This window comes from Paenibacillus cookii, from assembly GCF_018333375.1.
Lineage (GTDB): Bacteria > Bacillota > Bacilli > Paenibacillales > Paenibacillaceae > Paenibacillus_AQ > Paenibacillus_AQ cookii.
The window spans coordinates 69,167-94,307 of record NZ_BORW01000015.1 but is presented as its reverse complement, the minus strand read 5'-3'; the positions used below and the strand labels follow the sequence as shown (position 1 = coordinate 94,307).

24 protein-coding genes are annotated in these 25,141 nt (G+C 54.1%); 19 read left to right on the top strand and 5 right to left on the bottom strand.

Annotation, left to right across the window (positions count from 1 at the left end; translation table 11 throughout):
• Positions 1-31 precede the first annotated feature (31 nt).
• The 6 genes from hisF to trxB all read left to right on the top strand — a co-directional run bounded on the left by hisF (position 32) and on the right by trxB (position 6,270).
• Positions 32-790, top strand: coding sequence for an imidazole glycerol phosphate synthase subunit HisF (gene hisF / locus KI367_RS15095; RefSeq protein ID WP_212950655.1), 759 nt, complete (start codon positions 32-34; stop codon positions 788-790).
• The gene (hisIE, locus tag KI367_RS15090) at positions 787-1,485 is read left to right on the top strand and encodes a bifunctional phosphoribosyl-AMP cyclohydrolase/phosphoribosyl-ATP diphosphatase HisIE (protein WP_212950653.1); all 699 of its coding nucleotides are present in this window, start codon (positions 787-789) and stop codon (positions 1,483-1,485) included. Before hisF ends, hisIE begins: the two co-directional genes overlap by 4 nt.
• A 17-nt stretch (positions 1,486-1,502) precedes the next feature.
• Positions 1,503-2,327, top strand: a complete 825-nt coding sequence (gene hisJ, locus KI367_RS15085) for a histidinol-phosphatase HisJ (protein ID WP_212950651.1) — start codon at positions 1,503-1,505, stop codon at positions 2,325-2,327.
• A 21-nt stretch (positions 2,328-2,348) separates the two neighbouring features.
• Positions 2,349-3,296, top strand: a complete 948-nt coding sequence (locus KI367_RS15080; RefSeq protein ID WP_212950649.1) for a ribose-phosphate diphosphokinase — start codon at positions 2,349-2,351, stop codon at positions 3,294-3,296.
• 201 nt (positions 3,297-3,497) lie between these two features.
• Positions 3,498-5,249: a tetratricopeptide repeat protein gene (locus KI367_RS15075; protein WP_212950647.1), complete on the top strand. Its 1,752-nt coding sequence runs from the start codon at positions 3,498-3,500 to the stop codon at positions 5,247-5,249.
• Positions 5,250-5,322: 73 nt separating this feature from the next.
• Complete coding sequence (gene trxB, locus KI367_RS15070; protein WP_212950646.1) at positions 5,323-6,270, top strand: thioredoxin-disulfide reductase; 948 nt, start codon at positions 5,323-5,325, stop codon at positions 6,268-6,270.
• Between the two features lie 57 nt (positions 6,271-6,327).
• Here trxB and KI367_RS15065 read toward each other — a convergent pair whose 3' ends face one another.
• Complete coding sequence (locus tag KI367_RS15065; RefSeq protein WP_212950644.1) at positions 6,328-6,468, bottom strand: hypothetical protein; 141 nt, start codon at positions 6,466-6,468, stop codon at positions 6,328-6,330.
• Between the two features lie 230 nt (positions 6,469-6,698).
• Between KI367_RS15065 and KI367_RS15060 the strand changes: the two genes are divergently transcribed.
• The 13 genes from KI367_RS15060 (at position 6,699) to KI367_RS15000 (ending at position 20,391) form a co-directional block, all read left to right on the top strand.
• Complete coding sequence (locus KI367_RS15060) at positions 6,699-7,649, top strand: ROK family glucokinase (RefSeq protein WP_212950642.1); 951 nt, start codon at positions 6,699-6,701, stop codon at positions 7,647-7,649.
• Positions 7,650-7,762: 113 nt separating this feature from the next.
• Entirely contained in the window at positions 7,763-8,662 is a 900-nt protein-coding gene (gene rapZ / locus KI367_RS15055; protein WP_036711144.1) for an RNase adapter RapZ, read from the top strand.
• Between the two features lie 14 nt (positions 8,663-8,676).
• Positions 8,677-9,663, top strand: a complete 987-nt coding sequence (gene mgfK / locus KI367_RS15050; RefSeq protein ID WP_036710995.1) for a gluconeogenesis morphogenetic factor MgfK — start codon at positions 8,677-8,679, stop codon at positions 9,661-9,663.
• A gap of 5 nt (positions 9,664-9,668) precedes the next feature.
• Positions 9,669-10,598, top strand: coding sequence for a DNA-binding protein WhiA (gene whiA / locus KI367_RS15045; RefSeq protein ID WP_036710998.1), 930 nt, complete (start codon positions 9,669-9,671; stop codon positions 10,596-10,598).
• 96 nt (positions 10,599-10,694) lie between these two features.
• On the top strand, positions 10,695-10,964 hold the full coding sequence (locus KI367_RS15040; RefSeq protein WP_036711002.1) for an HPr family phosphocarrier protein: 270 nt from the start codon (positions 10,695-10,697) through the stop codon (positions 10,962-10,964).
• A 230-nt stretch (positions 10,965-11,194) separates the two neighbouring features.
• Positions 11,195-12,709, top strand: coding sequence for a methyl-accepting chemotaxis protein (locus KI367_RS15035; protein WP_212950639.1), 1,515 nt, complete (start codon positions 11,195-11,197; stop codon positions 12,707-12,709).
• A 186-nt stretch (positions 12,710-12,895) separates the two neighbouring features.
• Entirely contained in the window at positions 12,896-13,648 is a 753-nt protein-coding gene (locus KI367_RS15030; RefSeq protein WP_212950638.1) for an SIMPL domain-containing protein, read from the top strand.
• 350 nt (positions 13,649-13,998) lie between these two features.
• The gene (locus KI367_RS15025; RefSeq protein ID WP_036711009.1) at positions 13,999-14,967 is read left to right on the top strand and encodes an ABC transporter ATP-binding protein; all 969 of its coding nucleotides are present in this window, start codon (positions 13,999-14,001) and stop codon (positions 14,965-14,967) included.
• Positions 14,964-15,815: an ABC transporter permease gene (locus KI367_RS15020; protein ID WP_036711016.1), complete on the top strand. Its 852-nt coding sequence runs from the start codon at positions 14,964-14,966 to the stop codon at positions 15,813-15,815. Before KI367_RS15025 ends, KI367_RS15020 begins: the two co-directional genes overlap by 4 nt.
• The gene (locus tag KI367_RS15015) at positions 15,812-16,618 is read left to right on the top strand and encodes an ABC transporter permease (protein ID WP_036711019.1); all 807 of its coding nucleotides are present in this window, start codon (positions 15,812-15,814) and stop codon (positions 16,616-16,618) included. The genes KI367_RS15020 and KI367_RS15015 overlap by 4 nt, the downstream gene beginning before the upstream one ends.
• A gap of 140 nt (positions 16,619-16,758) precedes the next feature.
• On the top strand, positions 16,759-17,745 hold the full coding sequence (locus KI367_RS15010) for a polyamine ABC transporter substrate-binding protein (protein WP_212950674.1): 987 nt from the start codon (positions 16,759-16,761) through the stop codon (positions 17,743-17,745).
• Between the two features lie 151 nt (positions 17,746-17,896).
• A complete protein-coding gene (locus tag KI367_RS15005) occupies positions 17,897-19,084 on the top strand; it encodes a DUF2087 domain-containing protein (RefSeq protein ID WP_212950636.1) in 1,188 nt (395 codons plus the stop codon).
• Between the two features lie 200 nt (positions 19,085-19,284).
• Complete coding sequence (locus tag KI367_RS15000; RefSeq protein ID WP_212950634.1) at positions 19,285-20,391, top strand: PdaC/SigV domain-containing protein; 1,107 nt, start codon at positions 19,285-19,287, stop codon at positions 20,389-20,391.
• 87 nt (positions 20,392-20,478) lie between these two features.
• Here the strand turns inward: KI367_RS15000 and nrdF are convergent, their stop codons facing one another.
• The 4 genes from nrdF to clpP form a co-directional block, all read right to left on the bottom strand.
• Positions 20,479-21,435 carry a class 1b ribonucleoside-diphosphate reductase subunit beta gene (gene nrdF, locus KI367_RS14995; RefSeq protein WP_212950632.1) on the bottom strand — a complete coding sequence of 319 codons (957 nt, stop codon included), beginning with the start codon at positions 21,433-21,435 and terminating at the stop codon, positions 20,479-20,481.
• A gap of 78 nt (positions 21,436-21,513) precedes the next feature.
• Positions 21,514-23,598, bottom strand: a complete 2,085-nt coding sequence (gene nrdE, locus KI367_RS14990; protein ID WP_212950631.1) for a class 1b ribonucleoside-diphosphate reductase subunit alpha — start codon at positions 23,596-23,598, stop codon at positions 21,514-21,516.
• On the bottom strand, positions 23,585-23,944 hold the full coding sequence (nrdI, locus tag KI367_RS14985) for a class Ib ribonucleoside-diphosphate reductase assembly flavoprotein NrdI (RefSeq protein ID WP_036711033.1): 360 nt from the start codon (positions 23,942-23,944) through the stop codon (positions 23,585-23,587). Before nrdI ends, nrdE begins: the two co-directional genes overlap by 14 nt.
• 286 nt (positions 23,945-24,230) lie before the next feature.
• Complete coding sequence (gene clpP, locus KI367_RS14980; protein WP_281422510.1) at positions 24,231-24,827, bottom strand: ATP-dependent Clp endopeptidase proteolytic subunit ClpP; 597 nt, start codon at positions 24,825-24,827, stop codon at positions 24,231-24,233.
• Positions 24,828-25,141 lie beyond the last annotated feature (314 nt).

Here is a 25,141-nt window from a genome sequence, read left to right as displayed (position 1 = left end):
TTCGCGACACGATGAGAGGGGGAGAAAATCCATGCTGGCAAAACGCATCATTCCATGCCTGGACGTGAAAGACGGACGGGTGGTTAAAGGGGTCAACTTCGAAAATCTGCGCGATGCGGGCGATCCGGTCGAGCTTGCGGCATTATATGACCGCGAAGGAGCCGACGAGCTCGTATTCCTGGACATATCGGCTTCCGTGGAAGGAAGGCAAACGATGGTGGAGGTCGTTCGGCAAACGGCCGGCGAAATCGCCATTCCGTTTACGGTCGGCGGGGGCATCTCCAAGGTCGACGACATGACCCGGATCCTTCGCGCCGGCGCCGACAAAATCGGCATCAACACGGCGGCGGTGACGAATCCGCAGCTGATCGCGGACGGGGCGCGGCGTTTCGGCTCGCAGTGCATCGTCGTGGCCGTGGATGCCAAATTCAACGGGGCCTGGGGCGAATGGGAAGTGTATACGCACGGCGGCCGCAAGGCTTCGGGAATTCGGGCCCTGGAGTGGGTGAAACAGGCGGAGAAGCTGGGCGCGGGCGAAATTTTGCTGACCAGCATGGATGCCGACGGCACGAAGGACGGCTTCGACCTTCCTTTGACGGCCGCCGTCGCCGACGCGATCCGGATTCCCGTCATCGCTTCGGGCGGAGCGGGCACGAAGGACGACTTCGTCGACGTGTTTACGAAAGGAAAAGCGGACGCCGGGCTTGCAGCGACCATTTTTCACTATAAAGAAATTTCGATACCGGAACTCAAGCTGGATTTGAAACAAAAAGGGGTTGAAATCAGATGAAAAGCGAACCGCAAGAGCAGTCCTGGGAGCTTGTGCAGGAGCAGATCAAATTTGATAAGGACGGGCTCGTCCCGGCCATCGTTCAGGATGCCGACAGCAAAAACGTGCTGATGATGGCTTACATGAACCGGGAGTCGTTGAAGCGTTCGATGGAAACCGGCGAAACCTGGTTTTGGAGCCGGTCGCGCGGGGAACTGTGGCATAAGGGCGGAAGCTCGGGCCATACGCAAAAAATCGTCTCCGCGCATTACGATTGCGACGGCGACACCCTCTTGTTCCTCGTGAACCCGGCGGGGCCTGCTTGCCATACCGGCGAGACGACCTGCTTCTACCGCGGGTTTGCGTCCCCTGCGCTTGCTGCGGCGGAGCCCGGAGCCGGTGCGACTTCCGGCAGACATCGTTTTTCGGTTCTGGAGGAGCTGGAGCAAATCATCGCCGAGCGGGAAAAGGAGCGCCCGGAAGGCGCCTATACGACATATCTCTTTGACAAAGGCGTCGATAAAATCCTGAAGAAGGTGGGCGAGGAGACGGCGGAAACGATCATCGCCGCCAAAAACAAGGATAACGCCGAGCTGCGCCTGGAGGTCAGCGATTTGATCTACCATTTGCTCGTGCTGCTCCAGGAGCGAAAGCTGCCGCTTGACGATATTATGGCCGAGCTGGAACGCCGCCACGAACGTCCGCGCAGGGATTAGAAGGGGGCCTTTTAGTCATGTTGATCGATTATCATACGCATCACGCCCGCTGCGGCCATGCGGTCGGGGAGCTGGAGGAGTACGTGCGCCGCGGCATCGAGATCGGGCTGAGCCATATCGGGCTGTCGGACCATATGCCGCTGCTTCACGTCGACCCTGCCCGGTATTATCCGGAAATGGCCATGCCGATGGAAGAACTTCCGCGTTACGTGGAGGAATGCCTGAGCCTGAAGGAGAAGTATAAAGGACAGATCGATATACGCGTCGGTTTGGAAGGCGATTATATCGAAGGCTGGGAGGAAGCGATCGAGAAGATCGTGAAGGCTTATCCTTGGGATTACGTCATCGGCTCGGTCCATTTCCTCGGAGAGTGGGACATTACCGACCCCCGGCAGATCCAAGGCTGGGAAGGCCGCGACAGGCTCGAAGTTTACCGTACCTATTACGAAGCGGTGCGGAAGGCGGCGGCGACCGGCTTCTACGATATCATGGGCCATTTGGACGTCATCAAACGGTTCGGCTTACATCCGGGCCCGGAAGCGGCTGCGGAAGTCGAGGCGCTGGAAAACGCGGCCCTTGCCGCCGTAGCCGAAAGCGGCGTTGCGATGGAACTGAACGCTTCGGGGCTCTCCAAGCCTTGCGCCGTCATGTTTCCGTCCGACAGAATGCTGCGGGAAGCTTGCCGGCTGGGCATTCCGATGACGCTCGGCTCCGATGCCCATGATCCGATGAAGCTCGGGGAGAATTTGGACCGCGCAAGGCTGGCACTTCATCAAGCGGGCTTCCGCCGGCTGGCGGTGTTCGAGAAGCGGCAGAGAACGATGATTCCATTGGAAATCTAACTACGGTATCAGGAGGAGCAAATGCAGCACAGGGTGCGTATTTTTTCCGGATCATCGAATCCGTTGTTGGCGGAAAGCATCTGCGAGATGCTTGGGGCAGAACTGGGCAGCGTTACGTTATCGCGCTTTAAAAGCGGCGAGATTTACGTCAATTACGAGGAGAGCATCCGCAACTGCGACGTGTTTATCGTGCAGTCGCTTTCGCATCCGATCAACGAGCTGTTCGTGGAGCTCCTGGTGATGATCGATGCGGCGAAACGAGCTTCGGCACGCACGATCAACATCGTGATGCCTTATTACGGATATGCACGGCAGGAACGGAAATCGGCGCCCCGAGAACCGATTTCCGCCAAAATGGTGGCGGACGTGCTCACGACCGCCGGGGCCAGCCGCGTCATTACGATCGACCTGCACGCGCCGGCAATCCAGGGATTTTTTAATATCCCCGTGGACCATCTGACTGCACTCGACCTGATCAGCGAATATTTGAAAGCGCTCAACCTGCCGAATCCCGTCATTGTTTCGCCGGATGCCGGGCGGGCTAAAACGGCGGAAAAGCTGGCGAACCATCTCGATTCCCCGTTCGCCATCATGTTCAAAAAACGCCCCGCGCATAACGAATCGGTCGTTACCCACGTGATCGGCGATGTGGAGGGACGGACCCCGATCATCATCGAGGACATCATCGATACGGGAAACACGATCGTCAATGTCGTCGAAAGCCTGAAGGAACGCGGAGCGTCCCCGGCCATCGTTTGCGCCACGCACGGGCTGTTTTCCGCCGATGGGCTGAAACGCCTGGAGCATCCCCATATCCGGAACGTGGTCGTCACCAATTCCATAGCGATACAGGGCTATCCGCCCGATTGGCTGAAGGTATTGTCCGTTGCGCCGATCCTTTCGACGGCCGTACGGATCATCCTGGAAGGCGGATCGCTTGCCAACCTGTTCAGAGACGCTGGAGTCTAACTCCGGCGTCTTTTTTTGCCTTATTGCCGCTTGTTTTCCGATGCTAAAACCGGGGATTTTGGGTAAATGTACATTTTGGTTTTAATAGATATTGCCTTCGCTTGCGGCTTTAAAGTTATGGTATACTGTTCTGGATAGATGAATCTAGCATTTTGCGCGGGTAAACGGTTATATGCAACTTAAGGGAGGTGCCTTGCTTACATGGAGGATCATCATCTACGGGCTGAGGACCTACAACATAAAGTCATACCCATTCATATGGATGCCAACTTCTTTTTTGAGCGCGCTGTCCGGTCGCTGGACCGCCTTCATTACGAGAAGGCATTGAAATATTTTCGCAAAGCCGTTGAATATGAGCCGGAAAATCCGGTGAATCATTGCAATGTAGCGGGTATATTATCAGAGATGGGCGATTTTGAAGGTTCAAACGCCGTCCTTTCCGATATTTTGGAGCATGTCGACGCTTCCATGACGGAATGTTATTTTTATATGGCCAACAACTATGCCAATCTGGAGCAATTTGAAGAGGCCGAACGGGTGCTGCTTCAATATCTGGAGGAAGATCCGGCCGGTCAGTTTTTGGAAGAAGCCGAAGAAATGATGGAGCTTTTCCAATACGAGCTGGGGCGTCCGGTGAAGCCGGCCCGCATCCGCAGCCGCGAAGGCGTGGCCGAACACGAAGAGGCGCGGGCGCTGATGGAAGAGGGAAAGTTCGCCCAGGCAGCCGAGGTGCTGGAGAGGATCGTGCGGGAGCAGCCGGAATTCCTGGCCGCGCGCAACAATTTGGCGTTGGCCTATTACTACATGGGCTTATTCCGCAAAGCCAAAGCGACCATATTCGAAGTGCTGGAGCAGGAGCAGGGCAATATTCACGGTTTGTGCAACCTGGCAATATTTTACCAGCATGAAGGGGATACTACATCCTTGAACCCTCTGCTCGAAATGCTGTCGGTGATGGTTCCGTATCATCAGGAGCATGTGTTTAAACTGGCAACCACCATGGGAATCCTGGGAAGACATGCGGCAGCGTACGGCCATTTCCGCCGGCTGTTGAAGGAAGAAGAGCTGGGCGGGGACCCGAGCCTTTACCATTACACCGCGGTCGCCGCTTTTAACAGCGGAAGGTACCGGGAGGCTCGCCAGTATTGGCTGAAAGCGCAAAAGCTCGATCCCCTATCCGATATCCCCCGCTTTTACCTGGACCAGCTGGAGAAGCTGGATCTGAACGGCGGGCAGCGGTTCGAGCTCAGCTACCATTACCACTTGCCGTTCGAAGAACAGCTGAAACGGTGGGAACAAAATGAAAGCGAGCTGTGCGAGGAGGCCAAAAGCAATCCGCTCATCCGCTCCTCGTTTTTCTGGGCGCTCCGGTACGGCGATAAAGGGACGAAGCTGCAGGTAATCCGCGCGCTGGGATGGATCGCGGACGACGAGGTCCGAGAGACGTTGAAGGCCTTTTTGAACGACCCGGACGAAACGTCGGAGCTCAAGAAGGAAGCCCTGCGCGTCTTGAACGGAATGGGGCTTGAAGGCTCCGTGCAGGCTGTTCTGGAGGCGGGTGCGGCTTCTGAAATGCACGTCGCCGAGACGGAGGCTTCTTATGAGTACGACCCCGCCGGGGATACCCTGCAGGCGGTCGTCGATCAGGCTTGGCTTCGTATGGACGAGGGGGCCGACCGCGAGAAGAGGCGGCATTTGCAAAACCTGTGGTTCCAGTTTTTGGGCAAGCTATACCCGGAAAAGCCGCTGATCCGCCATACGGAAGGATGGTCAGCGGCGCTGGAGTATTTGACCGCCAAACAGCGCGGCAGCTCGCTGACGTATCAGGAAGTGGCGCAGCGGTACGGCGTGTCCGTCTCCACGGTCAGCCGGTACGCGAAACGCATTGACAGCGTCTGCTCGCCGAAGGATGAAAAGGATGATATTTTCCGTCCTTTTACAGAAAATATATAGACCATGCAGCAGGTTTGGAAACAATCGCGAGATGATCTTGAAACGATGACTCGCTCTAAAGGAGGCTAACGGAATGTACAAATCAATCATCATCGGAACCGGTCCTGCCGGACTTACGGCAGCGATTTATTTGGCCCGCGCCAACATGAAGCCGCTTGTCATCGAAGGCATGCAGCCTGGCGGGCAGCTCACGACGACGACCGAGGTGGAAAACTTCCCCGGATTTCCCGACGGGATCATGGGTCCGGAGCTGATGGACAACATGCGTAAGCAAGCCGAGCGGTTCGGTGCCGAGTTTAAGACCGGCTGGGTCAACAAGGTGGATTTCTCGAAGCGGCCGTTCAAGCTGTCCGTCGAGGGCATGGGCGAAGTGGAAAGCGAAACGGTCATTATTTCCACGGGCGCTTCGGCCAAATACCTGGGCATCCCCGGGGAACAGGAAAACGTCGGACGCGGCGTCAGCACGTGCGCGACCTGTGACGGATTTTTCTTCCGCGGCAAAAAAATCGTCGTGGTCGGCGGCGGCGATTCGGCGATGGAGGAAGCGAATTTCCTGACCCGTTTCGGTTCCAGCGTCACGCTGGTGCACCGCAGGGAAGAGCTGCGCGCATCGAAAATCATGCAGGACCGCGCCCGCGCCAACGAAAAAATCCAGTGGGCGCTCAACCGGGTACCGAAGGAGATCGTTGCGGGCGATAACGGCGTAAAGGGCCTCAAGGTCTTTAACAACGAAAGCCAGCAGGAAGAGCTGATTGAAGCGGACGGCATTTTCATCGCGATCGGGCATACGCCGAACACGAAGTTCCTGGAGAATCAGATCGAGACGGACGAGATCGGATATATCCTCGTCAAACCGGGAACGACGGAAACGAACGTTCCGGGCGTGTTTGCCTGCGGCGACGTGCAGGACGTGCGTTACCGCCAGGCGATTTCAGCGGCGGGAACCGGCTGCATGGCGGCGATGGACTGCGAGAAGTTCCTCGAAGGCAGCATGGTCCATGATTGGAGCAGCACGCTGTAATTGAAAGATCGCAAACCAAGGGGTATCCTCAAGCCTTTAGACGGCTCAGGGATACCCTTATTTTTTCGGGTTCGTTAAATCCAGCCGTTTCCTTCCGCCAAACAGATCGCTTCGATCCGGTTTTTTGGCATCCAGCTTGTTCAGGATTTCCGAAATATAATTGCATAATATTCCGATATCTTCCATTTCAACCGGCACAGAGTCGGGCCCGCCCGTGTATGCTGTCACGAAAAGCAGGTGACAGTTGTCATGCAAAGGAAGGAAACATGGGGCGGACGTACCGCTTCCGAAACGCCGGTATAGCCCGAAAAACGGGCACTCCGGGCAGCTTGTGACAGTTCTCACATCTCTTGACCGATAGGTAGGCTTCAATTATAGTGGGTACAGTAGGAGCAAACTATTATCGAGGAAAAAAGGTGGCTTGTAACATGTCTGAGCAAATCTACGTTGGTGTCGATTTAGGAGGAACCGCCATTAAAGTCGGCATCTGCAATCAATCAGGACAGCTAATACAAACGTATGAAGGACCTACAGAAACGGAAAAAGGCGTAGATGTTGTCATCGGTAATATCGAGAAATATGTGCGTCATATTGTTGACCAGTCCCCATACAGTTGGGACCAGCTTGCGGGTGTAGGCGCAGGGGTTGCCGGCTTTACCAATGTCCGTGAAGGAATCATCATCTTTGCACCAAACGTAGGTTTCCGCGATGTGCCGATTCGTGCTATTTTGGAAGAAAAAATCGGCAAGCCTATTAAAATAGACAATGACGCAAACGTGGCCGCGCTTGGGGAAGCTTGGAGCGGCGCGGGACGGGGCGTCGACAACTGCGTATGCTACACGCTCGGAACAGGCGTAGGCGGCGGCATCATCATTAACGGCAAAATCTACCAGGGCTTCTCGGGCCTTGCCGGCGAGCTCGGCCACATTTCGGTCGTTCCGGACCTGGAAGCCATTCAATGCGGCTGCGGCAAGATGGGATGCCTCGAGACCGTGTCTTCGGCGACGGGCATTATCCGCATGGCCAAAGATGCCGTTGAACGCGGCGACAGAACGTCCCTGGCGCTGGAGACGAAGATCGCGGCGAAGGAAGTATTCGATGCGGCCAAAGCCGGGGACGAGGTAGCGCTTCGCATCGTCAAGCGCGCGGCCTTCTATCTGGGCAAATCGATGGCCGCCGTTGCCGCGGCGCTCAATCCGGAAGTGTTCATCATCGGCGGCGGCGTATCCAAGGCCGGCGACATTTTGTTTAACGAAGTGCGCGACGTATTCGCCAAACTGACGCCGGAACCGCTGCAGAAGGGCGTTTCCATCATTCCTGCGCAGCTTGGAAACGACGCGGGCGTCGTAGGGGCCGCCGGATTGCTGCTCCGTTCGTAAGGATCTCCGTTTGTCCCCGTAAGGGGGCGAATGCATGAAGGGTAATGGACCCGGGGCAGAACCTTATCGTCGAGGTTGCCTGTGCAAGTACCAAACCAAGGGAGGAAACGCTGATGCTCGAGGGTGAAAACAACGCGCCTGGCATGGCCACCCTGGTCATTATTACAGGCATGTCGGGTGCCGGAAAGACGCTGGCGGTACGCAGCATGGAGGATCTCGGTTTTTTCTGCGTCGATAATCTGCCTCCCGTGCTGATCCCGAAATTTGCCGAGCTGATCGAACAGTCGAAAGGCAAAATCGCAAAGGTGGCGCTGGTCATTGACCTGCGCGGACGCGAGTTTTTTACGGCATTATCCGAATCTTTGGACTATATCAAGGACCATTTTACGATCCGTTGCGAAATCCTGTTTCTCGAGGCGACGGATTCGGTGCTGGTGCAGCGCTATAAGGAAACCCGGCGGCGGCATCCGCTGGCTCCGGAAGGCATGCCGCTCGACGGGATCCGCCTGGAGCGCAAAATGCTGGAGGAGCTCAAAAGCTCCGCGACCGTCGTGTTCGACACGAGCAGCATGAAGCCGGCACAGCTGAAGGAGAAAATCATTTCGCGCTTTTCCCATTTGGAAGGCAACACGCTATCGGTCAATATCACCTCGTTCGGCTTCAAATACGGCATTCCGATTGATGCCGATTTGGTGTTTGACGTCCGTTTCCTGCCTAATCCCCACTATGTGGAGAATCTCCGGCCGCGGACCGGGCAGGACACCGAGGTCTACGATTATGTGATGAAATGGCCCGAAACCCAAGCGTTCCTGACCAAGCTGCTGGATATGCTCCACTTTTTGATCCCGCAGTACCGGAAGGAAGGCAAAAGCCAGGTCATTATCGGCATCGGATGCACCGGCGGGAAACACCGGTCGGTGGCGATCGCCGAATATTTGGGCAAAATGCTGGGCGCCAGCGAAACGGAGTCGGTTTCGGTCAGTCACCGCGATTCTGAACGTGATCGGCATTAATGAGAGTGGAAGTGATGAGAGTGGCTGTACAAAAAAGAGAGCGTCCGCGGATCGTGGTCATGGGCGGAGGCACCGGCCTGTCCGTGATGCTGCGGGGCTTAAAGGAAATGCCGCTTGACATCACGGCGATCGTCACGGTGGCGGACGACGGGGGGAGTTCGGGCATTCTCCGCAGCGAGCTGCAAATGCCGCCTCCCGGCGATATCCGCAACGTCCTGACGGCGCTGGCCGATGTCGAGCCGCTCATGTCCGAAATGATGAGATACCGCTTCAGCAGCGGCTCCGGACTTGCCGGACACAGCCTCGGCAACCTGATCCTGGCCGCGATGACGGACATCAGCGGGGACTTTGTCACGGCAGTGCGGGAACTGAGCCGCGTATTCGCGGTGCGGGGGCGCGTGCTGCCCGCAGCCGACGAGGCGGTGGTGCTGTCGGCGGAGATGGAGGACGGCACGATCGTGACCGGCGAATCGAAGATCCCGGAAGCGGGCGGACGGATCAAACGGGTGTTCCTGACGCCTTCGGAGGTTGAACCGCTGCCGGAGGCCGTAGCGGCCATCGAAGAGGCGGACGCGATTCTGATCGGTCCGGGCAGCCTGTATACCAGCATTCTGCCGAATCTTCTGGTTCCGAAGCTTGCGGAAGCGGTCATGGCATCGGAAGCCATCAAAATTTTCGTGTGCAACGTGATGACCCAGCCGGGAGAAACGGACGGGTACACCGTCAGCGACCATCTTCAGGCGATTCACGACCATGTTGGCAAACACTTGTTTGATTATGTTATTGTAAATAGCGGGGACATCCCTCCCCAGGTTCAGCATAAATACGCCGAAAAAGGCGCAAAGCCGGTCGAACTGGACTACGACGAGGTCACAAGCCTCGGGTACAAGGTCATTGCCGATACGCTGGTGCTTTTCCGGACGTATCTTCGGCATGACGCCGACAAGCTGAGCCAGCATATATACCAGCTTGTACAGGACTGGATTTTACGAAAGAGGTGAGACCCGTGTCGTTTGCGGCGCTGACGAAAAAAGAATTGACCATGATCGAAGCAGACGCCTGCTGCGAACAGGCCGAGTTGTCGGCACTGATCCGCATGAACGGGGCCGTCCAGCTTTCGAACAAGAAGGTCATTTTAGATATCTCGACGGAAAACGCAGCGATCGCCAGACGGATCTATACGCTGATCAAAAAGCATTTTCAGGCCCATACCGAACTGCTTGTCCGCAAAAAAATGCGCCTGAAGAAAAATAATGTGTACATTGTCCGTATTCCGGCCCGCGTTCAGGAAATACTGAAAGAGCTGAGAATTGTTTCGGAAGGCTTTTTGTTCCGTGCAGACATTCATCCGGATCTGGTCAAAAAGAACTGCTGCAAACGCGCCTATTTGCGCGGAGCATTCATGGCCGGCGGCTCGGTGAACAATCCGGAGGGCTCCTCCTACCATTTGGAGATCTCCTCCATGTACGAAGAGCACTGCAAGGCTTTGGTGGACCTGGCGAATGAGTTTCAGCTGAATGCCCGTTTTATCGAGCGCAAGAAGGGATTTGTCCTTTACATTAAGGAAGGCGAGAAAATCATCGAGTTTTTGAGCCTGATCGGGGCGCATCAAGCGCTGTTCAAATTCGAGGATGTCCGCATCATGCGGGACATGCGCAATTCGGTAAACCGGATCGTCAACTGCGAAACGGCCAACCTGAACAAAACGATCGGTGCCGCCGTCCGGCAAATCGACAACATCAAGCTTCTGCAGAAAGAGGTGGGTCTTGAAAACCTGCCCGACAAGCTGCGGGAGGTTGCCGAAATCCGCCTGGCGCATCCGGACATGAACCTGAAGGAAGTCGGCGAGCTTCTGAAAGGAACGGTCAGCAAATCCGGGGTCAACCACCGGCTGCGCAAGATCGACGAGATGGCCGAGAAGATTCGGAACGGCTAGTTTTTTCTTCTAGTGTCGTTCATGTTATAATGTTATAATGTTACCAAATATGGTATGAGAACTATGCAGATTTCTTAAATAGGGGGTAAGGTTTCCATGACAAAGCATCCGGTAGTCGTCCGCCTGAAAACGGGCCTACATGCAAGACCGGCAGCGTTGTTCGTCCAAGAAGCGAATAAATACTCGTCCGAAATTTTCGTGGAAAAAGATGATAAAAAAGTGAATGCCAAGAGTATCATGGGAATTATGAGCCTTGCAATCAGTTCGGGTACGGAAATTATCATCAGCGCCGAAGGTGCGGACGCAGATCAGGCTGTAAACGCTTTAGTAAGCCTTGTAGGCAAAGAAGAACTCGAAAACCAATAAACCGTTTCATTCATACGATGGGGATGAACCGCTTTGCGGTCATGTCCAAGAAAAGCACAGCCCTTTCTTCAGCTCGAAGAGAAGGCTGTTTTGCGTTTTACGGGCATCCGTATTTTTCCATTATCTCTTACAAATAGTGACATGATAACCGATATCATACTATAGCTGCATGTTCCATGGCGCAGCGCTCTTTTTTGCAAATAACAATAGATAAAGGAGTCACCAAAGGTATGGGGAAATGGAGAAATCAACAGGGTTTTGCCGCCTCAGGGGAAGGCGCGGACGCCCGCAAGGCCTTATCGTACGAGGAAAAGGACATTCATGACAGAAACAAGATTCTGCTGGTTGCCGCGGCAATCTCGGCATTTTTTGCGTTTACGACGATGGACGCGGCCCGCGTCTTCAGCTGGCCCAATCTGGGTCTTTTGATCAACCTGTTGTCGGTCGCCGCTTTCGCTTATTTTCATTTTCGGAAACAACATATCCGGTATATTGCGTACCTAAGCGTGTTCGGCATGGCCGTGAACGTTGCCATTCAAACGTTCGTGCTGCCTACGATCGCCACACTGTTCGCGGTTTATTACTTGATCGTTCTTGCGCTGATCACGCTTCGCCTTGCCGTCACTTCGATCATTCTCCTGTATTCGTTATTGATTACGATTTATCTGGTGACCGCCGATACCGGCATCGTCATGCCGACCCGGGACAGGCAGTCCGCGATTTTGATGATGGCCATCGTGTCGGTCATGGTCATTCTGTTGCTGCGGCTTACCAATACGCTGATGAAAAAAACGAAGGAAGCGCGCGAGCAAAGCGAACGTCTGCTGGCCGAACAGCAGGAGCAGAAGGAGCGCTTGGTGGAGCATGTGACGCTGGTCACCGCCAGCATGGCCGACATCACGCACGGCGTCGAAGACAATATGGCGTCCTTCGAGGAAATGAACGTCGCGTTCCAGGAAATTTCGAGCGGCGCCACGGCGCAGGTAGATGCGACTTATGCGATCAATGAATCGGTCAAACAGATGAACATGATGGTCAAACAGATGACCGCATCCGCCGAAACGCTGCTTGAGCAAACGGGGGAAACGAACCGGTTGTCCGAGTCGGGCAAAGACAAGGTCGAGCTGCTGAACGAAGCGATCCTGGACTTCAAAGAGCAGATCGATGCCATGTCGGCCGACATCCAAAGCTTGACCGAGCGGGTGCAGCGGACGTCGGAATTCAGCCACACCATCCAGGAAATCGCGAACCAAACGAATCTGTTATCTTTGAATGCCAGCATCGAAGCGGCAAGAGCGGGCGAACACGGGGCGGGTTTTGCCGTGGTTGCCAAGGAAATCCGCAAGCTGGCCGAAGTGGCATCGGGCTCGGCGGAGAAAATCCAATCGGAGATGGGCGGCTTCTCCAGCCTGATGAACGAAACGATTCAGCGCATGGGGCAGGTTGCGGAGCGGATGCAAAAAAGCAGCGTGCTGACCGAAGAGACGCTGGAAGCCTTCAGGTCCATCGAGCAGTCGGTGGCGGCGCTTCTGAACGTATCGAACGGCTACCGCGGAAACATCCGGGAAATCGCCGTATTCTCGGGTTCGATCGACGAATCGACGACGCATCTGGCGTCCGTGAACGAGCAGACCTCCGCAGCCATGCAGCAGCTGACCGCAACGCTCCAATCCCTGCTGAGCAACAACGAAAACAGCCTGCAAAGCATCAAAAAAGCGCAGGGAAGCCTGCAGGAATTGGTCTGAAGCCGATAGGGCCACGAATTTCCGTGCAGAACCCGTGCAAAAAATCCGCAAAAATCTATGATAAAAAAAGATTCGTACCTGCAACATTTTCCACCCTCTCGCTCGTCTAGTAGACAAATCAGGTGAACGCGAAAAGAAGGCGTCCGCCTGGGAATACTGTTCGATATCATGAGGAGGTCAATGAAAATGAAAACATGGATCAAGCCCGTAGGTTCGGTACTGATTGCAGGCGCTTTGCTGATGGGGGGAGCCGGAGCGGCCGGCATCGCAGGGACGTCCACCGCGTACGCGGATCAGGATGTGCAGCGCAACATCGTTAACGTTGTCGGCAAAGGCGAAATTTCGGTCAAACCGGACATCGCGTATTTGTCGATCGGTGTGGATACCCAGGCGGAAACGGCCCAAAGCGCGCAAAAGGCCAATGCCGAAAAAATCCAGAAAATCACCAATTTGTTGAAAAACACGTGGAAAATCGAGGACAAGGACATTCAAAGCGTATCTTTCTACGTGCAGCCGAACTACACTTACAATGACAAGGAAGGCCAAAAGGTCAAGGGATACACGGCGCATCACACGCTTCAAGTTTCCTACCGCGATCTCTCCAAAGTAGGCAAACTTCTGGACGATGCTTCCGAAGCCGGAGCGAATAACATCGACAATGTGATATTCTCCGTGGAAAACCGCGACCAGTATGAAGAGCAAGTCATTCAAAAAGCGATGGCCAACGCCGACCTGAAGGCCGGGGCGATTGCCAAAGCGGCCAAACGCCAGCTCGGCATGGTGCTTGTCGTCAGCCAAGGGGATGTCAGCAATCCGGTTATCTTTAACGAAGCGAAAATGTCCGTCGCTACCGCAGCCGATTCCGCGAACTCCACGGCCGTTTCCCCAGGCGAAGTGAAAGTTTCGACGCAGCTCAGCGTGCAATATGAATTGAAGTAACCGCGAACATGCGGAGACCGACCGCCCTGTTTTCGGAGAGCATACATCTGCTCGCCGGGAAGGGGCGGTTTTTTCGTGAAATGTACATATGTAGCTTTTTCCTGTCGAATCCTATAGAAAAGTGTTGTACCCAAGGGGAAAAAACGGTATAGTGAATATGCGAATTTCTGTAATTTGCAAGAGGATTGCCGGAATCACCGGCGAAACTTTCGAATATTGAATCGTTTGAGCCTGGTAAGCCATACCCATGGATATGGCTTTTTTTTCTTAGCATGTTTTGATTTCCATGATATTTTTCATAAAAAGCCGGATTCCAGGAATCCTGAAGCACCGATAGGGGGTTATGCACCTTGATTGATCTTGTCCAGGTTGAAAAGCATTTTGACGGACAAATCGTCGTGCATCCGCTGTCGCTGAACATCGAGGAGGGAGAGTTCCTGACTCTGCTCGGTCCCAGCGGCTGCGGCAAGACGACGATACTTCGCATGATTGCCGGTTTTGAGCAACCGACCCATGGCGACGTCGTATTGGCAGGTCAGAATGTCACGAAACTGCCGCCGAACCAGCGGGATTTGAATCTCGTATTCCAGCACTACGCGCTGTTTCCGCACATGACGGTCGAAGAAAATATCGCCTTCGGGCTGAAAATGAAAAAAATTCCGAAGGACGAGCAGAAGAAACGGATCGAAGAAGCGGTCGCGATGACGCAGCTGACGGCGCTGACCTCGCGTTATCCGCACCAGCTCTCCGGCGGACAGCAGCAGCGCGTCGCCATCGCCCGCGCCATCGCCAACAAGCCGAAGGTGCTGCTGCTCGACGAGCCGCTTGGCGCGCTGGATTTGCAGTTGCGCAAAAACCTGCAGTCCGAGCTGAAACATTTGCAGCGCTCGCTGGGCATTACGTTCGTTTATGTCACGCATGACCAGGAAGAGGCGATGATGCTGTCCGACCGGATCGTCATCATGAACGGCGGCCGGGTCGAGCAGGTGGGGACGCCGAGGGAGATTTACGCTACGCCTAAAACCTTGTTCGCCGCGACCTTTGTAGGGGAAAACAACATTTTTTCTTCGAGCGAAGGGCTTTTTGCCGTCCGGCCGGAGAAACTTCGTCCGGTGCGCGAGACGGAAGGCGCCCGCGTGACGGGGGTCATTCAGGACGTGTTGTACCTCGGCAACGTGCATAAGCTGACGGTCCATCTCGACCAAGAACCGATGTCGGTGACGATCGCCCTGGATTTCACGGACGAAAGACCATGGCAAATCGGCGAGCGGATCGGGGTGAACTGGAGTCCGAAGGACGAGGTGGTTATCGGGGCATGAACAAGTCGAAGTTTTTGATGGTACCCGTACTGCTTTGGGCGGCATTGTTTCTGCTGATTCCGATGCTCATCGTGGTGGTCGTTTCTTTTCTAAGTCGCGACACGCTGGGCAATGTTGTCTTCCCCTTCAGCTTGACGGGATACAAGACTTTTTTTGATTCGCTGTATCTCGGGATCTATTGGGATACGCTCGTGTTGTCCGTCGTAACGACGGTTGTTTGCTTGCTCGTCAGCTACCCGCTGGCTTATTACATTGCTAATGCAACGCCTAGAATCCAAACCTGGGGACTGATCCTCATCACGATTCCGTTCTGGATCAATTTCCTGATCCGTACGTATGCCTGGGTGCTGCTGCTGCGGACGCAGGGCATCGTGAATTCGGTCCTGCTGCATTTCGGCTGGATCCACGAGCCGATGCAGATGCTGTATACCAAGGGGGCGGTGCTGCTCGGCATGGTATACAACTTCATACCGTTTATGGTGCTGCCGATTTACGTGGCGCTGGAGCAGATGGACAAGCGGCTGCTGGATGCGGCCAGCGATCTTGGGGCGACGCGCTGGAAAGCGTTCCGCCACATTACGTTGCCCCAGAGCAAATCCGGCATCATGACGGGCTGCGTGCTCGTATTCGTGTCCACGTCGGGGATGTTCGTCGTCACGGACATTCTGGGAGGCGCGAAATCGATGATGATCAGCAACATCATCCAGTCGCAGTATTTGGGGGCGCGCAACTGGCCGTTCGGTTCGGCCCTGTCCATTATTTTCGTGGTCACGTCGCTGATTTTGATCCTGTTGTTTAACCGGGCCATGCAGTCGAAGGCCGACCGTGCAAAGGAGGGGACCGCATGAAAAAGAAAAGCCATCCCCTCTTGGGGCTTCATTCGCTGCTGCTGATGATTTTTATCTATGTGCCGATTTTGCTTATCATCGTGTACTCGTTTAACAATACGAGGTTAAGCGGAGACTGGAAGGGATTTACCTTTGAATGGTACGCCTCGCTGCTGGATAACCGGCATGTCATGGAGGCGCTCACGAACAGCTTGACGGTTGCGGTCGTTTCCACGGTCGTGGCGACGCTGCTGGGGACGCTGGCTGCCTTGTCTCTCCGGAACGTGGGCAAACGGTGGAAAGGCGGCATGAACAGCCTGATGTACCTGCCGGTCGTGATCCCGGACATCATTATGGGCTTGTCGCTGCTGGTGCTGTTCAGCCAAATGCACATCCCGCTTGGCAAAGCGACGGTCATTATTGCCCACATTACGTTCAGCATGTCCTACGTGTACGTGGTCGTCACGGCGCGGCTTGCGGGCATGGGCCGGCAGCTTGAGGAAGCCGCCTCCGATCTCGGCGCCACCGGCTGGCAGACGTTCCGGTACGTAACGCTGCCGCAAATTATGCCGGGCATCGTCTCCGGGGCGCTGATCGCCTTCACGATGTCCCTCGACGATTTTATGGTTAGCTTTTTCGTCGCAGGCCCAAGCTCGACCACGCTGCCGATTTATATTTACGGACAGGTCAAGCGGGGCATCTCGCCCGAGATCAACGCGCTGTGTACGCTGCTGATTTTGGTGAGCGTCGTGCTGATCCTGCTTGCGCAGTTTATTTTGAACCGCGGCAAAGGGCAGAAAAAACACAAAATGCTTCCGATTTAACAACGATTCTGGCGGGAAACCGCATCATTTCCAATTAAAAAACGGAGTAACGGAAAGAGAGGAGATATGTAACTGTGAAAAGAAAGGGTATCGCCGGCTTGCTGCTGGCAGGGGCTATTGCCGCATTGTCATTGACCGCTATGGGGGGCTGTTCCTCCAAGGAGTCGCTTCATATTTACAGTTGGGCGGACAATTTCGACGAGGACGTGCTGAAGGACTTCGAAAACAAGTACAAAGTCGATATTACGTACGACACCTATGCAAACAATGAGGACCTGCTGGCCAAAATCAAAGCAGGCGGAGGCGGCTATGATCTGATCCAACCATCCGATTACATGGTGGCCACGATGATCAAAAACCAGCTGCTCGAGCCGCTCGACATGAAGAACATCCCGAACTTCGCCAACATTCAGGAGTCGCTGAAAAATCCGGCATTTGATCCGGGCAACAAATATTCGATCGTCTACATGTCCGGCGTGACCGGGATCGCGTATAACAAAAAATACGTGAAGGACAAAATCGACAGCTGGGAAGACCTGTGGAACCCTGCCTACAAAGGGAAAGTGCTGCTGCTGGACGATAACCGCGAGGTCATCGGCATGGCGCTGAAAAAGCAGGGGCATTCGAACAGCACGACCAACGAAGGCGAAATCAAAGCCGCCGTTGACGATCTGAAAAAGCTGGTGCCGAGCGTCCTGGCCTTTGATACGGACACGATCAAGCAAAAGATGATTCAAGAGGAAGGCTGGATCGGCACGGTATGGTCCGGCGACGCCGCTTTCATCGTCAAGGATAATCCGGATATCGAATACGTGGTTCCGAAGGAAGGATCGACGATTTTCTCCGATAACTACGCGATTCCGAAAGGCGCGAAAAACAAGGAGCTGGCCGAAAAATTCATCAACTACATGCTGGATCCGCAGGTCAGCGCGAAAAACTACGAGTCCATCGGCTACAGCGATCCGAACGCCAAGGCGATGCCTTATCACAGTGAAGAATACCGCAACAACCATATGATCAACCTGTCCGAAGAAGAACTGAAACGCACCGAATGGCTCGGCGACGTCGGCGAGACCCTTCAGGTCTACGACCGTTACTGGACCGAACTGAAAAGCGGGCGGGAATAACCGTCAATCGTGATTAAAGCATATGAAACAAGGCCCCTTTCCATCAGGAGAGGGGCTTTTTGCGCGCTGAAACAAAAAGAAATTTGATAAAACATAGACAATAATATAAAATGTCTAATATATAATAAATAATTCAGGAGGTTGTTTATTGGTGGAAAGCGTTTCGGATGAATTGCTGAATGCGGATATTCATGATTTGAAGAGGGGGTACAAAGAGGATTCCCTGCTGGATACGTACACATGCCTTGTCTGCGGATACCAAACGGAAAAGGGGATCGTCTATCAGGAAGCGGGCGTGTTTTACGAAGCGGAAAAATCGATGCGCCGCCACATTCAGCAACAACATCATTCCATGCTCGATTACTTGCTTAGCCTGGATAAAAAAATGACGGGACTGACCGATTTGCAGCGCAAGCTGATTGGTTATTTCCATCAGGGGCTCACAGATCACGACATCATTGCCGAGTTGGACGGAGGGAGCACTTCCACGATCCGCAACCACCGTTTTATGCTGCGCGAGAAAATGAAGCAGGCCAAATTGTTTCTGGCGGTCATGGAGCTGATGGAGGAAGGCGGGAAAAATGCCGGCCGGACGGCTTCCGTCCCAACCAAGCCATCCCAGTCCAAGCTGCCGGGAGCGCCGGGCATATCCGAAGACGAACGGGAGAAGATCATAAGCAAATATTTTACGGCCGGGCCGGAAGGCCCGCTAACTTCTTTTCCGAAGCAGGAGAAACGCAGGCTGGCCGTGCTGCGCCACATTGCCGGCGATTTCGAGGCAGGGCATACCTACACGGAGCATGAGGTAAATCAGATCCTGGAAGCCCGTTTCGAGGATTACGTCACGCTGCGCAGATTTTTAATCGAATACGGTTTTTTGGACCGCAAGCCGGACGGAAGCCAATATTGGGCCAAACAGCCTGAAAACCAAGGAAAGGGGAAGAAAAACATGAAGGACCAACAACGCAGAAAAGAATTGGTCAACGAATATATGAACACGCCGCGTCCGATGGGGGTGTTTCAAATCCGCAACAAGCAAAGCGGCAAAATCTACGTGACCAGCAGCACCAACATGCCCGGCGCGATAAACGGCCAGAAGGCGAAGCTGGCTTCGAACTACCACGTCAGTCCCGAATTGCAAAAGGATTGGAAAGAGCTTGGCGAGGATGCCTTTGCCTTTGAAATTTTGGAGGAGCTGCGCCCCGACCCGCAGTCGCCCAACGATCTCGAGCAGCAGCGGGTATACAAGGAAAAGGTGGCCCAGATGGAGAAAGCGTGGCTGGAAAAACTTCAGCCTTACGACGAGAAGGGCTATAACCGTCGCCCCCGGGCCAAATAACCATCGGCAGAGCGCGGCTCCCGAACAAAGCCGGAGAAATGAACAAATTTATACTTTTTCCCTTGGTTAACGACAATACTGTAACCGGGTTTGTCATCTATTGCCATGGCAAGTTTTATATAATCGTTCCATGGGTAATGAAAGTAATCGATCATATGACTAACATATGCGGCAATGTTTGGAGAGAGGGGATTTTAAGGATGAACAAAGGAATGAAGTGGGGAGCGGCCGTGCTGGCCGCCGGCGTGCTGTTTGGCGGAGCAAGCGTAACGGGAGGAAACGTGCAGGCGGCTCCTGCAGGCAAAACGGCAGCCAAGCAAAACGTCCAGCCTGCGGTAACGCTGAAGGCTAACGGCAAAACGCTGACGCATCAGGGGAAAATCGTCAACGGCAACACGATGATTCCGATCACGGTGCTTCGCGACGCATTGGGCCTGCCGCTTCATTATAATCCGGGAACGAAAACGTACAGCGTCGGCAGCGGCATCATGAAGCTGAATCTGGAGGTGTCCGATTACGGCGTCGGCACTAATCTGAACGGGTACTCCATTTACGATAACAGCGGCAGCGACCAGTATGAAGCAAAGAACCTGAACGGCCACTTGTACGTGCCTTTCAAGCTTCTGGGCGATTATATGGGCATCAAGGGGACGTGGAATCCTTCCCTGAAGTCATTGGAACTCGGCAAGCAGACGATGAACAAAATCGGCATCACGAGCGAAACGATCACGAAAACCAACAAAAACGCGAGCATCGTCATCCATTATCCGAAAGTGAGCGGGCTTGGCGAGGACGTGGAGCAGAAGATCAATGCCGTATTGAAGGAAAAAGCGGAGCAATTCGCGAAAAGCAGCGAGGAGCAGGCAAGCCATCGGGACGGCAAGATCGAGCACACGTACGACTTCGTGCAAAACTTTGCGGTGACGTTTAACCGCGAGGGCGTGCTGAGCATCGTCACGGACCAATACGGCTTCACGGGCGGCGCGCACGGCGGCACGTTCCGCGAAGGCCTGACCTTCTCCCTGAAGGACGGCAAACAGCTCGGATTGGACGATCTGCTGAAGGCTGCGCCGGATTACAAGCAAAAACTCGATCGCATGCTGAAGCAAAAAACGAAGGACACGGCATTTAGCGACGTTACCGCCGGCCTGAAGGACCAACCCGATTTCTATCTGAAAGAAGGAGGATTCGCAATCTTCTACCAGCAGTACGAAATCGCGCCTTACGCGGCAGGTTTTCCGACGTATGCCTTCGGCTTCGGCGAGCTGCTTCCGAAAGGAACCGACCCGTTCGCGGCGTTTAAATAACAAATGAAAACAGGCGGCAAGGGATGACTCCCTATGCCGCCTGTTTTTTTATTGTTATGATCCCTAGCGCATTCCCGCTCGGACATTTTATACGTTAAATACGAAGTCTTCGTCGGACAGCGGTTCGATGTTGATCGCGCGCACATAGCCGTTGCCTTTTTTCGAGAAAAAGTCGTGCTGCTTCGTATGCGTGCTGATGCCGTTGAACACGATCGGGTTGATCGGCTCTTCAGGGAAATGAGGCTCGAAGCCGAGGTTCATCAGCGCTTTGTTGGCGTTATAGCGGACGTAGGTTTTGACTTCCTCCTGCAAACCGATCGGAGCGTACAATGCATCGGTGTAGACGACCTCGTTCTGATACAGCGTCTCCAGCAGCTCATACAGCTCTTTTTGCAGCTGAGCCTGTTCCTCAGGGGTAAACGTCTGGAACAGCTCTTGGGCGAGCAGGCCGACGTACAGGCCGTGTATGCTCTCGTCCCGGATGATGAGGTCGATGATTTCGCCGCTGCTCGTCATTTTGCCCTGGCCGGCGAGATAAAGCGGATAGAAGAAGCCGCTGTAGAACAGGTAGCTTTCCAGGAAAACCGAAGCGGCCATGGCCCGGTACAGGTCCTGATCGGAGTTGATGTTTTTGTACCAGGACTCGATTTGCTTCGCTTTGAACTGCAGCTGCTCGTTTTCTTCGACCCAGCGGAAAATCGCGTCGATTTCCTCCGTCGAGGCAAGCGTCGTGAAAATGCTGCTGTAGGATTTGGCATGGATCTGCTCCATCATGGACATGAAGCCGAGCACAGCCTTGCGCTGCAGCCCTTCCACATGCTCCAGGATCTTAGGCATGCCTACGCCGCCCTGCAGCGTGTCAAGCAGCGTCAAGCCGCCGAGGACATGCTTGTAGACCGTACGCTCGTCGTCCGTCATTTTGATCCAGTCCATTTTGTCGTCGGACAGGGGGATTTCGTCGTCGGTCCAGAACTGCATAATGTTTTGCTGCCAGAACATCAACGTAAAATCGTCGTCCGGCCGGTTCCAGTTTACTGCTTTCATTAGGCGATAGCTCCTTTATATAAGAAGGCAACGAGGGACCCGAGGTCCCCGCGATTGCCTTGCCGTATGATCAATTTTTTAGACAGCGCAGCTGGTGCACTCTTCAATGGACAGCTTTTTCGTCCGGGTGTAATACAGCGATTTGAGCCCCTTCTGGGCGGCGTATACGTAAAAACGGGACAGCTCGCGGGTCGACACGGTGCTGTTGACATGAAGTACGGTCGAAATGCCTTGATCCACGTGCTGCTGAATCGCGGCGATCATGTCGATCAGGCGGAACTGGTCGATGTTGTAGGCCGATTTGTAGTACCACTGCGTCTCCGCGCTCAGGAACGGCATCGGATAGTAGGTCGTCGAATTTGCGTATGTACGCGTTTCGATGTGTTCGACGATCGGCATGACGCTGGACGTGGCGTTTTGGATGTACGAAATGCTTTGCGTCGGCGCGATCGCCAAACGGTAGGCATGGTACAAGCCGTGTTTTTGCACTTGCTCCTTCAGGCGGGCCCAATCCTCCGGAGTTGGGATTTCGATGCCTTCAAACAGCTTCTGAACGCGTTCGGACGTCGGACGGAAGTCCGTCTCGAGATACTTGTCGAAGTAAGTGCCTTTGGCGTATTCGGATTTTTCGAAATCTTTGAATGTCTCGCCGCGGTCGCGGGCGATCTCCATGCTTTTTTCGATGGAGTAGAAGTTCATCATCATGAAAAACGTGCTGGCGAACTCTCTGGCTTCCGCGCTTTCGTAGGCGATTTTGTTTTTCGCAAGGTAACCGTTCAAATTCATGGCCCCGAGTCCGACGGAATGCAGTTCGCGGTTCGCGCGCTGCACGCCTGGGGCGTTTTCGATCTTGGACAGGTCGCTGACCACCGTCAAGGCTTCGATGCCGACATGGACGGAATCCTTCACCTTGCGTTGTTCCATCACGTTGACGATGTTCAGGGACGCCAGGTTGCAGCTGATGTCGCGGCGGATGATGTCCTCGATGCCGTAGTCGTTGATTTCCGACGTCTCCTGCAGCTGGAAGATCTCGGTGCACAGGTTGGACATTTTGATCTGGCCGATATCCTTCAGCGCATGCACGCGGTTGGCGTTCGTTTTGTTCACGATGTAAGGATAACCGGATTCCAGCTGGGTGGAAGCGATTTTCGTCAGCATGTCGCGCGCGCTCATCACCGTTTTTTTGGTGACTTGGTCGTTGGCAAGCAGCTCCTCGTACATCTCGTCCATGTCCAGGTCGTCCAAATGTTTGCCGTAGGCTTTGTAGACGGAATATGGGCCGAATACGACGAGCGGCTTGTTTTGAGCGGCAAGCTCATAAAATTTGTTCGGAATGATGAGTCCGATGGACAACGTTTTGATTCTCAGTTTTTCGTCGGCGTTGATTTTTTTCGAATCCAGGAATTCGATGACGTCCCAGCCGAAAATGTTGTAGTATCCGGCGCCCGATCCTTTGCGTTGGCCCATCTGGTCGGCATAAGAAAAGGCATCCTCCATGAGTTTGAGCACGGGCATGATGCCTTTAGCCGCTCCGGCTACCCCTTTGATCGGTTCTCCGCGTCCGCGAAGCTTCGAGAGGTTCACCGCCACGCCGCCGCCGATTTTGGACAGCTGCATGCAGGTTCCGAGCACGTAGTTGATCGAGTTGAGGGAGTCGTCCATTTCCAGAAGGAAACAGGATACCAGCTCGCCGCGGCGGCTTTTGCCCGCGTTCAGGAAGGTCGGCGTCGCCGGCTGCAAGCGCTGGTCGATCATGGCTTCCGCGATCCGCAGCGCCTTCCCGATGTCCCCGTCTCCCAGATGCAGGGCTACGATGGCCACCCGGTCCGGATACTGCTCGAGGTACATCGTTTTGTCGTTCGTCTTCATCGCGTAGTCCTTGTAGAACTTCGAGATCGCCATGTAGGACTGGAACTGGAAGTCGCTTCTTGCCGTCAGGTTAAACACGGATTCGACTTCTTCGTACGTGTATTTTTCAAACACGTTTTCGTAGTAGTCGTTTTGGATCAGGTAGTCGAGTTTTTCCCGGAGGGAACCGAACTTCATCGTGTCCTTCTCGACTTCCTCCATAAAGGCTGCGACCGCTTCTTTATCTTTGGAAAGCTGGAAATAACCGTCAGCCCCCCGCTGCATCAATTCGTTGTTCAATTCAATATGCTTCAATAGTCCGCACCCTTTCAACAAAAGTTTCTATATCCTGCGTTGTTCCCGACAGCTCGAATTTCGTGAGGATCGGCACATCGTACATTTCGGAGATCGTGTCCGCGCTTTTGGCGAAGCGGGGGCCCCAGTTCCGGTTCCCGCTGGCCGATACGCCGCGCAGCATTTTGCTGTTGCGGGACAGGAACGATTTTACTTTCTCGGGGACCTGCCCGAAACCGGTCGTGTATGTCACGAGCACGTAAGGCTCGTCGATTTCATCCTTCTCGGCGATGGACACGCTCCGCATATTCAGCTTGTTTATGAAACGTCTGACATTCCCTGTCTTGGAATCGTAGACAACCAGCATACTCTATCACTCCTACCGAATCTTTGCAAAAAAAACGACGCTGCGTCCTTAGGCGAATGCAAGTCGTAATAGGTTATATATGATGTTTGGGATCAATATGTAGTTGGTAAATTGAATTTTACATCAATATATTGGGTTCGTCAATGGACAAATGACGAATTCCCTATGAGAGCGGTTGCGCTAGAACAGGTAGAATCGGCGGCAGGGCGCGGCAAAAAAGGGCTCCCGAAAGATCAAAAATAGATCTTTTCGGGAGCCCTTGACGTCCTGCATCTAGATATGGTGTTTAGACGCTTTGGACCGGAGGATGCTCAAGCACTTTATCGATAATGCCGTATTCAGCTGCATCCTGCGCGCTCATGAAGTAGTCGCGGTCGGTGTCGCGCTCGATGCGCTCCAGCGGTTGGCCTGTACGTTCGGCCAGGATGCGGTTCAGCGTGTCGCGCATTTTCAAAATGCGGCGGGCGCGGATTTCGATATCCGTTGCTTGTCCTTGGGCACCGCCCAAAGGCTGGTGAATCATGATCTCGCTGTTCGGCAGCGCGTAGCGTTTGCCTTTGGCGCCTGCATTCAGCAGGAATGCGCCCATGGAAGCGGCCAGGCCCACGCAGATGGTGGACACATCCGGCTTGATGTATTGCATCGTATCGAAAATCGCCATGCCGGCCGTGATGGAACCGCCTGGGCTGTTGATGTAGAGGTGGATGTCTTTGTCAGGGTCTTCGGCAGCCAGGAAAAGCAGCTGGGCAATGATCGAATTGGCTACCACGTCGTTGACATCGGATCCCAGGAAAATGATGCGGTCTTTCAAAAGGCGGGAATAGATGTCGTAGGCGCGTTCGCCGCGGTTGCTTTGTTCAACGACCATAGGTATATAACTCACGTGGAAAACCTCCCTATATAGATGGATATGCGGATGTTGCAACATTCGGTCCCGGACCGCGGGCCAACGGGGAAGGCAACGGGCCGGACCATCGGGTCCATGCCGCTCCCGGTCGAACGCGATCCTTGAATGTTTGCAGCGTCCTTGGATCAACTATCGATGATTCTATACTTACTCTTACCGTATTAACCACATGATAAACAATTTCGAACAAAAAGTCAAAGAAAGTCAAACTCAGGGCAAAAAAAATAGCCATGATTGGCTTTGGCTGTTGAGGTTAATCTTATGGTAGATGCTTTTCATTAAAAATAAAA

What these genes read in the sequence shown, in the direction of transcription:
- nrdF (WP_212950632.1), bottom strand. Translation starts at nt 21,435, where the DNA reads ATGAAAGCAGTAAACTGGAACCGGCCGGACGACGATTTTACGTTGATG.
- KI367_RS15030 (WP_212950638.1), top strand. Translation starts at nt 12,896, where the DNA reads ATGAAAACATGGATCAAGCCCGTAGGTTCGGTACTGATTGCAGGCGCT.
- KI367_RS15015 (WP_036711019.1), top strand. Translation starts at nt 15,812, where the DNA reads ATGAAAAAGAAAAGCCATCCCCTCTTGGGGCTTCATTCGCTGCTGCTG.
- hisIE (WP_212950653.1), top strand. Translation starts at nt 787, where the DNA reads ATGAAAAGCGAACCGCAAGAGCAGTCCTGGGAGCTTGTGCAGGAGCAG.
- mgfK (WP_036710995.1), top strand. Translation starts at nt 8,677, where the DNA reads ATGAGAGTGGCTGTACAAAAAAGAGAGCGTCCGCGGATCGTGGTCATG.
- KI367_RS15020 (WP_036711016.1), top strand. Translation starts at nt 14,964, where the DNA reads ATGAACAAGTCGAAGTTTTTGATGGTACCCGTACTGCTTTGGGCGGCA.
- KI367_RS15035 (WP_212950639.1), top strand. Translation starts at nt 11,195, where the DNA reads ATGGGGAAATGGAGAAATCAACAGGGTTTTGCCGCCTCAGGGGAAGGC.
- KI367_RS15040 (WP_036711002.1), top strand. Translation starts at nt 10,695, where the DNA reads ATGACAAAGCATCCGGTAGTCGTCCGCCTGAAAACGGGCCTACATGCA.
- KI367_RS15075 (WP_212950647.1), top strand. Translation starts at nt 3,498, where the DNA reads ATGGAGGATCATCATCTACGGGCTGAGGACCTACAACATAAAGTCATA.
- KI367_RS15060 (WP_212950642.1), top strand. Translation starts at nt 6,699, where the DNA reads ATGTCTGAGCAAATCTACGTTGGTGTCGATTTAGGAGGAACCGCCATT.
- trxB (WP_212950646.1), top strand. Translation starts at nt 5,323, where the DNA reads ATGTACAAATCAATCATCATCGGAACCGGTCCTGCCGGACTTACGGCA.
- KI367_RS15010 (WP_212950674.1), top strand. Translation starts at nt 16,759, where the DNA reads ATGGGGGGCTGTTCCTCCAAGGAGTCGCTTCATATTTACAGTTGGGCG.
- hisF (WP_212950655.1), top strand. Translation starts at nt 32, where the DNA reads ATGCTGGCAAAACGCATCATTCCATGCCTGGACGTGAAAGACGGACGG.
- hisJ (WP_212950651.1), top strand. Translation starts at nt 1,503, where the DNA reads ATGTTGATCGATTATCATACGCATCACGCCCGCTGCGGCCATGCGGTC.
- KI367_RS15000 (WP_212950634.1), top strand. Translation starts at nt 19,285, where the DNA reads ATGAACAAAGGAATGAAGTGGGGAGCGGCCGTGCTGGCCGCCGGCGTG.
- KI367_RS15080 (WP_212950649.1), top strand. Translation starts at nt 2,349, where the DNA reads ATGCAGCACAGGGTGCGTATTTTTTCCGGATCATCGAATCCGTTGTTG.
- rapZ (WP_036711144.1), top strand. Translation starts at nt 7,763, where the DNA reads ATGCTCGAGGGTGAAAACAACGCGCCTGGCATGGCCACCCTGGTCATT.
- nrdI (WP_036711033.1), bottom strand. Translation starts at nt 23,944, where the DNA reads ATGCTGGTTGTCTACGATTCCAAGACAGGGAATGTCAGACGTTTCATA.